This is a genomic window from Stenotrophomonas sp. YJH_SMC_123, assembly GCF_059368215.1.
Genome location: NZ_JCAFRM010000002.1, coordinates 398,581 through 408,127, shown reverse-complemented (window position 1 = coordinate 408,127; position 9,547 = coordinate 398,581). Strand labels below are relative to the sequence as shown.

The window sequence follows — 9,547 nt, the reverse complement described above, 5'->3', positions numbered from 1 at the left end:
CCTGAGCAAACCCGAGTAGTAGGCCCTGACCCGTGGCAATCTGGATCACCACCCCCGCCGAGCTGGATCCGTACTTCCAGCAGCGTCCGGCCCGCATCGGCCTGGACACCGAATTCATCCGTGAACGCACCTTCTGGCCGCAGTTGGCCTTGGTGCAGATGGCGGTCGGGCAGGACATCCTGCTGATCGACCCCCTGATTCCCGGCATGACCGAGGCGCTGGCGCCGTGGCTGGCCGATGAATCGATCGTCAAGGTGATGCACAGCGCCAGCGAAGACCTGGTCGCTTTCAAGTGGGCCTGCGGCGTGTTGCCACGTCCGCTGTTCGACACCCAGATCGGCGCCTCGCTGGCCGGCATCGGTGGCGGTATGGGCTACCAGAAGCTGGTCGCGGAAATCACCGGCGTGGCGCTGGCCAAGGGCGAAACCCGTTCGGACTGGATGCGCCGCCCGTTGTCCGAGTCGCAGCTGCAGTACGCCGCCGACGATGTCGAGCACCTGTTCGCGCTGCATGACGCCATCGATGCCAGGTTGCAGGCGCTGGGCCGCCAGCAGTGGCTGCACGACGACGGCGAGCGCCTGCTGGCCAGCGTCGCCAATGACGAAGACCGTTGGCCGCACCTGGCGATGCGCTCGGCGCAGTTCCTCGACACGGCCGCACAGCATCGGCTGCTGCGTCTGCTGCGCTGGCGCGATGTGCAGGCACGCAGCAGCGACCGCCCGCGCAGCTGGATCCTGGACAACGAACTGGCCGCCACGCTGGCACGCACGCCACCGGCCGATGCCGCCGCACTGGGCAAGCTGTTCGAACAGTTCCCGAAGGCACCGCGCAAGCTCGCGGGCGCTGTGTGGCAGGCGCTGGATACGCCGCTGGCCGATGAGGCCGAAGCACCGCTGGCGCTGCCGGCCAACGACAGCAACAAGCAGGCACTGAAGAAGCTGCAGGACGCGGTTGCCGAGCGCAGCCGCGAACTGGGCCTGCCGGATGGAGTATTGGCCTCACGCAAGCACCTGGAAAGCTATCTGGAACGCCGCCAGTGGCCGGCCGCACTGGCCGGCTGGCGCCAGCAGGAACTGGAATCGCAGCTCCAGGCGCTGCTGCCGGCACGCTGAAGCACCTGTCGCGGCGCCGGATTGCATTCCCGCCGCCGTCGAACGCAACAAGAAGGGCGACCCGGATCACCGGGCCGCCCTGCGCACTCCAGCAGTGCGAGGGTGGGACCGCCCACCCTCGCGGCAACGCCTTACCAGTTCATGTTCAACGAGACACCGACGGTGCGCGGTTCGTTGTAGACCGCGGCCATGTAGTTCTCGATCACACCCTTGAGGTTCTTCTCGTTGGTGATGTTGCGCGCGAACAGCGCCACTTCATAGGCACCGTAGTTGCCCGAGTAGCCGATCTTCAGGCCGCCCTCGAAATCACCCTTGGAGTTGAACTCCTTGCTGTCGTACAGCACGAAGCTGGTGTAGCCCTGCTTGTTCCAGTCGGTGGACACGAACATGGTGCCCGCGTCGCTGACCGGGAAGTCGTAGCGGGCGGCCAGGTTGACGTTGTACTTCGGCGCGTTCGGCAGCGGGTTGCCGTCGATCTGCGCGAAGGTGTTGGCACCGACCTTGATGGTCGGGTCATTCACCGTGCACACCACCTTGCCGTTGAGGCCGCAGACCTGCGCGTAGACGCGCTTGTCCTTGATCTCGCTGTGCAGCAGGCTGACGCCGGCGCTCAGGGTCAGGTTCGGGATCGGGCGCAGCTCCATGTCCGCTTCGAAACCGTAGGCCTTGGCCTTGTCGGCATTGAACAGCACGCCGTTGCCGTCCGAATCGTTGCCGTTGAGCTGGATGTCATTGACGGTGTAGGTGAACGCGGTGGCGTTCAGGCGCAGGCGGTTGTCCCACAGGCTGCTCTTCACGCCGGCTTCCCAGGACAGGATGGTCTCGGAATCGGCGGTGGTGAAGTCGGCATTGAACACCGCCGAACGGCCCTGGATGGTCGGGCCGCGGAAGCCGCGTGCGACCTTCGCATAGACGCTCACGTCCGGCGTGATCTGGTACATCGCGCTCAGATCCCAGCTCGGGGTGGTGTCGGACATCTTGACGTCGGTGCGGCCCTTGTAGGTCACCACGCCGGCGGCGGTGTCAGCGGTCTTCAGCAGGCGGGTGTGCTTCTCGTCCTTGGTCTGGCGCAGGCCGGCCGTGACGGTGAACTTGTCGGTGAAGGCGTAGCTCAGCTGGCCGAAACCGGCCCACGAGGTGTTCTTGTTGCGCAGTCGCACCCAGTTGTTCGGGTTGCGGGCCGCACCCTGCAGGAACCACGCACGCTGGTAGAAGTCGGTGGTGTCGCTGCCGTTGAAGTAGAACGCACCGGCCTGCCACTGCAGGGCGCTGTCGTCATGGCTGGCCAGGCGGAATTCCTGGGTCCACTGGTCCAGATCACGGATGCGGCCCATCGACTGGCCGTAGCCGTTCGGCACACCGTTCACCGGGAAGTTCACCGCCGCGCCGCCGTCGGTGTCGCCACGGCTGTAGCCGGAGGTGGTTTCGTAGGCGGTGATCGAGGTGAAGTCGATCGCGCCGAAGTCGTAACGCGCCTTCACCGAGCCACCGTAGGTCTTGTAGGCCTGCGGGTTGTTGCCGGCTTCGTCGTAGGCGACCTGGTCGCGCGGCACGTCGGTCTTGTTCGAGCCCTTGGTCAGCGCACCACGCAGGAACAGGGTCGAGGTGCCTTCGTAATCACGGGCGTGGGCCGAGGCCAGGATCGAGAACTGGTCGCTCGGGGTCAGCAGCAGCTGCGCGCGCACGTTGCGGTCATCGAAGCCGCCCATGGCGTTCTTCTTCGGGCTGACCGTGCCGTCAGCGCTCGGGCCCCTGTAGGTGTTGTCGACGTAGTCGTCGCGGTGCTGGTACAGCGCCGACACGCGGAACGAGGCGATGTCGTTGATCGGGCCGCCAAAGCCGCCGTCGATCGACACGCTGTTGTAGGTCGCATAGCTGGCGCTGACGCGGCCGGTGTAGTCCTGGGTCGGCTTCAGCGTGTCGAACTTGATGATGCCGGCGGTGGTGTTGCGGCCGAACAGCGAGCCCTGCGGGCCGCGCAGCACTTCCACCTGGTCCACGTCATAGACCGGGTTGGACTTCAGCACCACATGTTCCAGCACCACGTCGTCCTGGATGATCGACACCGGCTGCGAGGCACCCAGGTAGAAGTCGATGTTGCCCAGGCCGCGGATATAGAAGCGCGGGAAGATGCGGCCGGTGGTGGTTTCCGCATACAGGCTCGGCACGCGGCCGGACAGCGCCAGCAGGGTGTCGTCGCCGCCGGCGGTGAAGTCGCGCATGCGCTCGCCCTGCACCACGCCCACCGAGACCGGCACTTCCTGCAGGTTCTGCTCGCGGTGCTCGGCGGTCACGGTGATCGTGTCCAGGCCCGTCGGGGTCGGCGCGCTGTCCTGCGCGGCGGCACCAAAGCTGCCGACCAGGGCCAGGCCGGCACAGGCCAGGGCCAGCGGATGGCGGCGGAAGGAAACGAAGGAAGACGACATACCCGACAGGCGGCGGGAATCGGAATGGGAGGGCATGGAATGCTCTGAGGAGGCGTCCGTGCGGCCTGCGCGAGCCGGGCGGCAAAAAGGAGGAGAACTGCGCAAGCCGCCATTATCCCCCAAATTGTTACGATTTCGTTGCGCGGCATCCGGGCCCGGCAAACCGGACGGTTTCGGCACAGTGCACGCCTTCATGCCACGCCGTCCGGCACATCCCGGGTCGGCTTGGCAAGGCGCAGCCAGTTGGCTACACTGAAGCCCTGCCGTGGGGCCATAGCTCAGCTGGGAGAGCGCGTCGTTCGCAATGACGAGGTCAGGAGTTCGATCCTCCTTGGCTCCACCACTCATAAAGAAGACCCGCCGATCGTCGCGATCTGCGGGTTTTTTCTTGCATCGATCACGAGTCAGGCAGGTTCCTGATCCCCGTCCTTGCGGCGTGGACCACGCGAATGCGTATCACGCACCTGCTGATCGCGCTGCCCCGGCCGCTGCTTTGCCACGTCCTCCTGCGCCCTGTCCTGACGGCTTTCCTGTACGCCCTGTTTCGGATCGCCAGGGTCTTTGTCGCGCTCGCTCATCGAAGTCTCCTGTGCCGGCGAAGGCCGATCAGGACTTCACGCTAGAGGCTGCGCAGTGATCCGCAGGTCAGGCCCGCGCGAACAGCGTGTGCAGTTCCGCTTGCCGCCGCAGCCCACGGCTCTGCAGAATCCGGACCAACATGCCCAGCCAGTCCGCGATGTCACCTCCCGCCCAGCACGCCGCGCGTACGCTGCCAATGCGCCTCGATCCAGCGGACGGCAGCATCCAGCTCGGCCACCTGACGACGTTGATCTGCCCCACCCTGTCACTGGAGGAGGCGCGCATCGCCTTCGCCACGCTGATGCATGGCGAGCGCGATGCCGGCACCGGCTATCACTGGCTCAGCCTGCACCGGCTCAGTGTGGGCGGTGCGCCCGCCGGCATCAGCCTGTGCTTCCACGGGCAACAGCTCGACATGGTGACGATCGGCGTCGATCTGCCGGGTGCGACACTGGAAGACGGCTGGCCGACCCAGGTCGCGATCGATGCCGAAGTCGCTTTCATGCGTCGCACCTTGGCCACGGCTCTGGGGCGCAAACTGGCAGGTGGCCGCGCCCGGTTCGAGTGGGGCGAGGCATGGGCCCGGTTCGACCCGAAAGGCTTCATGGCCAGCAGCGGTATCCGCTACACGCCGCGCTCATGACGCCGCTCAGGTACGGGTGATCGACACTCCACCTTCAACACGCATCGCGGTACCGGTAACGAAACTGCTTTCATCGCTGGCCAGGAACAGCGCCGCGTTGGCGATCTCCTCCGGCTCGGCCATGCGCTTGAGTGCGTGCAGCGAGCGCACGAAGTCGCGGGCATCGCCGGTGGGTGCGGCCTGCCGGCCCATCTCGGTATCGGTACCGCCAGGCAGCAGCACGTTGCTGCGTACGCCACGCGCGCCGTACTCGGCGGCGATCACCTGGCTCAGGCCGATCAGTCCGGCCTTGCTCGACGCGTAGGCGGCCATACCCGGGAAGCCCACGGTATGGCCGACAAAGGTACCGACAAACACCAGCGAGCCACCCCCGCGTGCCAGCAATGCCGGCAACTGCGCGCGTGCGGCATGGAAGGCGGCGTCGAGATTGGTGGCCATCACCTCGCGCCACGCATCCGCCGGGAACTCTGCTGCCGGCACGCCGGGGCCGAGCATCCCGGCATTGTTGAGCGCGATGTCCAGGCCTCCGAATGACTGCTGGGCCAGATCGACCAACGCCTGCGCCGTGCCCGGCTCGGCCACGTCGGCGGCATGCACCACCACCTCGCCGCCGCCGGCACGGATCTGCTCGGCCAGTGCGTGCAGCGGTTGCGGCCGACGCGCATTGAGCACCAGCTTTGCCCCTTCGGCGGCGAAGCGCAGCGCACTGGCGCGGCCAATGCCGGCGCTGGCACCGGTGATGAGGGCGATCTTGTTGTTCAGGCGCATGAGAGTGGTACCGGTTGTGGAGTGGCCGCCACGATGCCGCGCCTCCGGCCCACCAACACTCCGTTTCCGGGCCTCGCGGCCAGGTGCAGGAAACGGAGTTTCCGCAGAACCGGCACGTGCCAGAATCCGCCCATGGACAGCACCGCCACCACCGCCCTCGACGCCCGCGTCGAACGGGTCTGCCGCCATCTGCAGGCCAGCCTCGACGAGCCCTCGCTGCAGGAGCTGGCCGACATCGCCGGCTGCAGCCCGACGCGCCTGCATCGCCTGTTCAAACAGGCCACCGGGCTGACCCCCAAGCAGTACGCTGCCGCGCTGCGCGCCGACCGCCTGCGCACCGGGCTCGAACAGCAGGAGCGCATCACCGATGCCTTCCACGATGCCGGCTTCGGCTCCAGCGGGCGCTTCTACGAGAACGCACCGAAGTTGCTGGGCATGACTCCCAAGCAATGGCGCGCAGGTGGTCGCGGCGAAGTCATCCACTTCGCGCTTGCCGAAAGCTCACTGGGCAGCGTGCTGGTGGCCAGCAGCGCCACCGGCGTGGTCGCGATCCTGCTCGGCGACGATCCGGAGGCGCTGCTGCAGTCACTGCAGCAACGCTTCCGCCAGGCCGAACTGGTCGGTGCCGACCGCGGCTATGAGCAACTGGTGGCACAGGTGGTGGGCCTGGTCGAGGATCCCTCGCGAGGCGCCACACTGCCGCTGGATATCCGCGGCACCGCCTTCCAGCAGCGGGTATGGCAGGCACTGCAGCAGATTCCGCGCGGCCAGACCGCGTCGTATGCGGATATTGCCGCGCATATCGGTGCACCACGCTCGAGTCGTGCGGTGGCACGTGCCTGCGCGAGCAATCCATTGGCGGTAGCCGTGCCCTGCCACCGCGTGGTGCGCCGCGACGGTGACCTGTCCGGCTATGCCTGGGGCGTTGCGCGCAAGCGCGAACTGCTGCGCCGGGAAAAGGTCGCCAACGGCTGACGCCACCCGATAGCCGCCGACCTTGGTCGGCACACCCAGCTTCCGGTAGTGGCCGACCTTGGTCGGCACACCCACCAAGCACTCAATCCAGCTTCACCACCAGCTTGCCGAAGTTGCGCCCCTGCAACAGCCCGAAGAACGCCTCCGGCGCCTTCTCCAGACCTTCCACCACATCCTCGCGGTACTGGATGCGGCCCTCGCGCAGCCACTGCGGCATCTCGCGTTCGAAGTCCGGCCACAGGTGGTTGAAGTCGTGCACGATGAAACCACGCACGGTCAAGCGCTGGCGCAGGATCTGGCTGAACAGTGACGGCAGCCGATCCGGGCCAGGCTGCTCGACGCCCCGCTCGTTGTAGGTCGCGATGGTGCCGCAGACCGGAATGCGGGCGAAGTCGTTGAGCAGCGGCAGCACCGCATCCAGCACATGGCCGCCGACATTCTCGAAGTACACGTCGATGCCCGCAGGCACTGCCGCGCGCAGCTGGTCCGCAAAATCAGCCACGCGATGATCCAGCGCCACGTCCACGCCCAGCGTCTGCAGATAGGCACGCTTGGCCTCGCCACCGGCGATGGCGACCACGCGCGCGCCCTGCAGCTTGGCCAGCTGCGCCACGGTCGCGCCCACCGGCCCGGTCGCGGCGGCTACCACCAACGTCTCGCCCGGCTTCAGACGGGCGATTTCATGCAGGCTGGAATAGGCGGTGAAACCGGGCATGCCATATACCCCCAGCGCCGTACTGAGCGGCAGCCCGGCCGGATCCAGACGACGCCCCAGCGCCTTGGCCGGCAGCACCGCGTGGGTCTGCCAGCCCCCCGGCGCCAGCACCAGCTCGCCTGCGGTTACGCCCTCGGCCTTGGATTGCAGCACCTCGGCCACGGTCTGGCCTTCCATCACCGCCCCTACCGCCACCGGCGCGGCATACGACGGGCCCTCGTCCATGCGTCCTCGCATGTACGGGTCCAACGAAAGGTAGCGGTTGCGCAGCAGCACTTCGCCATCGGCCAGTGCCGGCAGCGCAACCTGTTCCAGGCGGAAATTGGCTGCACTTGGCGCCCCCTGCGGACGCGAGGCAAGCACGATGCGGGACGCGGTGGAGGAATCGGACATGGCCAGGTCTCTGCTGTTGCCAGCATCGGGAAAGGACCGCCGACACTACGCTGCGGCGATCCCCGATGGCGGCCACGAAAACAGCGTTCCATTGCCCGGACCCGCGCGGGTCCGGCGCACCCCTTGCGCTTGCAGCTTTGGCGAACGCGGCGACCTGCTGATTTCCACCGCAGACGACAATCGATGGGGCACGCCCCGCCCCACAACGGAGGATCAAGCACTTGCGAGCGCGCAGGGGGCAATGTGAAGAAATCTTGGCAAAACGCTTGCCGAAGGCAGCCGACCTCCGTAATATACGCGTCCTTGGCAGCGACCTCGCTGCAACGAAACATGTGGCCGAGTAGCTCAGTTGGTAGAGCAGGGGATTGAAAATCCCCGTGTCGGCGGTTCGATTCCGTCTTCGGCCACCACTTTCGAAGGCCTGCAGAAATGCGGGTCTTTTTTTTCCGGAAACCGCACTCACCGCGGTAGCCACACAATTTGGCCGAGTAGCTCAGTTGGTAGAGCAGGGGATTGAAAATCCCCGTGTCGGCGGTTCGATTCCGTCTTCGGCCACCATCTTCAGAGACCTGCAGAAATGCAGGTCTTTTTTTATTCGCGCTTCGCGCAAGCGGCGACCACCGTGGCCCGGTTGACGAAACATTTACACCGGCACGGGCCGCGGCACCTACGCTCCAGACTCCTGCCTGGAGCCTGCCGATGCCTCTGCGCCCCGCCCTGCTCGCCTGCCTGCTGCTGGCCGCCTTCCCGGTGATCGCCACTGAACCGGTGCGCGCGGTCGAGCACCTGGACATTGATCGCTACGCGGGCCAATGGCACGAGATCGCGCATCTTCCAGTCTCGTTCCAGAAGCAGTGCGTGGGCGACATCACCGCCAACTATGGCCTGCGCCGGGACGGCCGCATCAGCGTCACCAATGCCTGCCGCAAGGGTGACGGCGAGCGCGTGGTCGCCGAAGGCGTGGCACGCCCGGTGGCCGGCCATCCCGGGCAACTGCAGGTGCGCTTCGTCCCCGACTGGCTGAGCTGGGCGCCCCTGGTCTGGGCCGACTACTGGGTGCTGGCGCTGGACCCGGACTATCAATGGGCCCTGGTCGGCGAACCCGGCCGCAAGTATCTGTGGATCCTCTCGCGCCTGCCGGAGATGGAGCGCGATCGGTTCGAACAGTTGAAAGCCAAGGCCCAGTCGATGGGGTACGACCTCGGGCCACTGCGCCTGATGGCCCCGCTGCGCGATCCCGCGGCCGACTGAACCGCTTCGCATCCGGCGCATCGTGCGCGCGCCATCCGGCGTTGTGCATGCCCGACCGCCATCTTCACGCGCTACCCTCTGCGGACGGGTCGCCCCGGGCGATCCATAAAACCATACGCCGTAGTATGCTTACCCCAACGCACCCCCTCCAGAGGACTTGCGCCCATGCTCCACCGCTTCCGTACCGCCTTGATCGTCCTGTGCACCCTCGCCCTTGTTGCCTGCGGCAACGGCATCGTCAAGCGTGTTTCGGAACCGGCGGCCAGCCTGCAGCAGCTGACCGTGCGTGCCGACGGCAACTGGACCGTGGCCCTGCGCCTGCAGAACTTCAGCTCGATGCCGATGACCTTCGATGATGTCTCACTGGCGCTGACCGTCGGCGACAGCGATGCCGGCACCCTGCAGGTCAAGCCCGGCATCTCCATCGGCGGCACCTCCGCCGACGTCATCAATGTCGACCTCGTGCCCAGCTCGACCGCGCGCCTGGTGGTGGCCGACGCGCTGGCCAGCAACCGCACCCTGGCCTACGCCCTGAAGGGAACGGTGGCGGCCACGCCGCAGGAAAAGAAGCAGCGCAGCTTCGACATCAGCAGCCGCAGCACCCTCAACCAGGCCCCCGGCCTGCCCGGCGTGCTGCGCTGAACCCGCCTTTCGTCGCGGCGCCCGGCGCCGCTCCCCTCTGCCC

The 9,547-nt window shown here is 66.7% G+C and carries 9 protein-coding genes and 3 tRNA genes; 8 read left to right on the top strand and 4 right to left on the bottom strand.

The genetic code is table 11. The annotated features are described in order from the left end of the window. Window positions 1-32: 32 nt before the first annotated feature. A complete protein-coding gene (rnd, locus tag AC5P5W_RS06900) occupies window positions 33-1,112 on the top strand; it encodes a ribonuclease D (protein ID WP_169410962.1) in 1,080 nt (359 codons plus the stop codon). A 131-nt stretch (window positions 1,113-1,243) separates the two neighbouring features. Here rnd and AC5P5W_RS06895 read toward each other — a convergent pair whose 3' ends face one another. After that, window positions 1,244-3,574 (bottom strand): TonB-dependent receptor, encoded by a 2,331-nt coding sequence (locus AC5P5W_RS06895; RefSeq protein WP_197574289.1) that lies wholly within the window; start codon window positions 3,572-3,574, stop codon window positions 1,244-1,246. Window positions 3,575-3,805: 231 nt separating this feature from the next. Between AC5P5W_RS06895 and AC5P5W_RS06890 the strand changes: the two genes are divergently transcribed. Beyond that, window positions 3,806-3,881, top strand: a tRNA-Ala gene (locus AC5P5W_RS06890). A gap of 61 nt (window positions 3,882-3,942) precedes the next feature. On the opposite strand, the gene AC5P5W_RS06885 is transcribed toward AC5P5W_RS06890, so the two are convergent. Then, a complete protein-coding gene (locus AC5P5W_RS06885; RefSeq protein WP_006457496.1) occupies window positions 3,943-4,116 on the bottom strand; it encodes a hypothetical protein in 174 nt (57 codons plus the stop codon). Between the two features lie 158 nt (window positions 4,117-4,274). Between AC5P5W_RS06885 and AC5P5W_RS06880 the strand changes: the two genes are divergently transcribed. After that, window positions 4,275-4,760 (top strand): hypothetical protein, encoded by a 486-nt coding sequence (locus AC5P5W_RS06880; RefSeq protein ID WP_197574290.1) that lies wholly within the window; start codon window positions 4,275-4,277, stop codon window positions 4,758-4,760. 6 nt (window positions 4,761-4,766) lie between these two features. On the opposite strand, the gene AC5P5W_RS06875 is transcribed toward AC5P5W_RS06880, so the two are convergent. Beyond that, the gene (locus tag AC5P5W_RS06875; RefSeq protein ID WP_049442395.1) at window positions 4,767-5,528 is read right to left on the bottom strand and encodes an SDR family oxidoreductase; all 762 of its coding nucleotides are present in this window, start codon (window positions 5,526-5,528) and stop codon (window positions 4,767-4,769) included. Window positions 5,529-5,660: 132 nt separating this feature from the next. On the opposite strand from AC5P5W_RS06875, the gene AC5P5W_RS06870 reads away from it, so the two are divergent. Then, window positions 5,661-6,503, top strand: coding sequence for a bifunctional transcriptional activator/DNA repair enzyme AdaA (locus AC5P5W_RS06870; protein WP_049442394.1), 843 nt, complete (start codon window positions 5,661-5,663; stop codon window positions 6,501-6,503). 82 nt (window positions 6,504-6,585) lie between these two features. Here the strand turns inward: AC5P5W_RS06870 and curA are convergent, their stop codons facing one another. Continuing rightward, the gene (gene curA, locus AC5P5W_RS06865; RefSeq protein WP_014647824.1) at window positions 6,586-7,611 is read right to left on the bottom strand and encodes an NADPH-dependent curcumin/dihydrocurcumin reductase; all 1,026 of its coding nucleotides are present in this window, start codon (window positions 7,609-7,611) and stop codon (window positions 6,586-6,588) included. 334 nt (window positions 7,612-7,945) lie between these two features. On the opposite strand from curA, the gene AC5P5W_RS06860 reads away from it, so the two are divergent. The 4 genes from AC5P5W_RS06860 (at window position 7,946) to AC5P5W_RS06845 (ending at window position 9,504) form a co-directional block, all read left to right on the top strand. Continuing rightward, window positions 7,946-8,021 (top strand) — tRNA-Phe (locus tag AC5P5W_RS06860). A 72-nt stretch (window positions 8,022-8,093) separates the two neighbouring features. Further along, window positions 8,094-8,169 (top strand) — tRNA-Phe (locus tag AC5P5W_RS06855). Window positions 8,170-8,310: 141 nt separating this feature from the next. Next, window positions 8,311-8,862, top strand: coding sequence for a lipocalin family protein (locus AC5P5W_RS06850; RefSeq protein WP_197574287.1), 552 nt, complete (start codon window positions 8,311-8,313; stop codon window positions 8,860-8,862). Between the two features lie 165 nt (window positions 8,863-9,027). After that, window positions 9,028-9,504, top strand: coding sequence for an LEA/WHy family protein (locus AC5P5W_RS06845; protein ID WP_075076313.1), 477 nt, complete (start codon window positions 9,028-9,030; stop codon window positions 9,502-9,504). Window positions 9,505-9,547: the final 43 nt, after the last annotated feature.

Coding starts and splice junctions, on each gene's coding strand:
- AC5P5W_RS06895 (WP_197574289.1), bottom strand. CDS start 3,574: ATGCCCTCCCATTCCGATTCCCGCCGCCTGTCGGGTATGTCGTCTTCC.
- AC5P5W_RS06885 (WP_006457496.1), bottom strand. CDS start 4,116: ATGAGCGAGCGCGACAAAGACCCTGGCGATCCGAAACAGGGCGTACAG.
- AC5P5W_RS06880 (WP_197574290.1), top strand. CDS start 4,275: ATGTCACCTCCCGCCCAGCACGCCGCGCGTACGCTGCCAATGCGCCTC.
- AC5P5W_RS06875 (WP_049442395.1), bottom strand. CDS start 5,528: ATGCGCCTGAACAACAAGATCGCCCTCATCACCGGTGCCAGCGCCGGC.
- AC5P5W_RS06870 (WP_049442394.1), top strand. CDS start 5,661: ATGGACAGCACCGCCACCACCGCCCTCGACGCCCGCGTCGAACGGGTC.
- curA (WP_014647824.1), bottom strand. CDS start 7,611: ATGTCCGATTCCTCCACCGCGTCCCGCATCGTGCTTGCCTCGCGTCCG.
- AC5P5W_RS06850 (WP_197574287.1), top strand. CDS start 8,311: ATGCCTCTGCGCCCCGCCCTGCTCGCCTGCCTGCTGCTGGCCGCCTTC.
- AC5P5W_RS06845 (WP_075076313.1), top strand. CDS start 9,028: ATGCTCCACCGCTTCCGTACCGCCTTGATCGTCCTGTGCACCCTCGCC.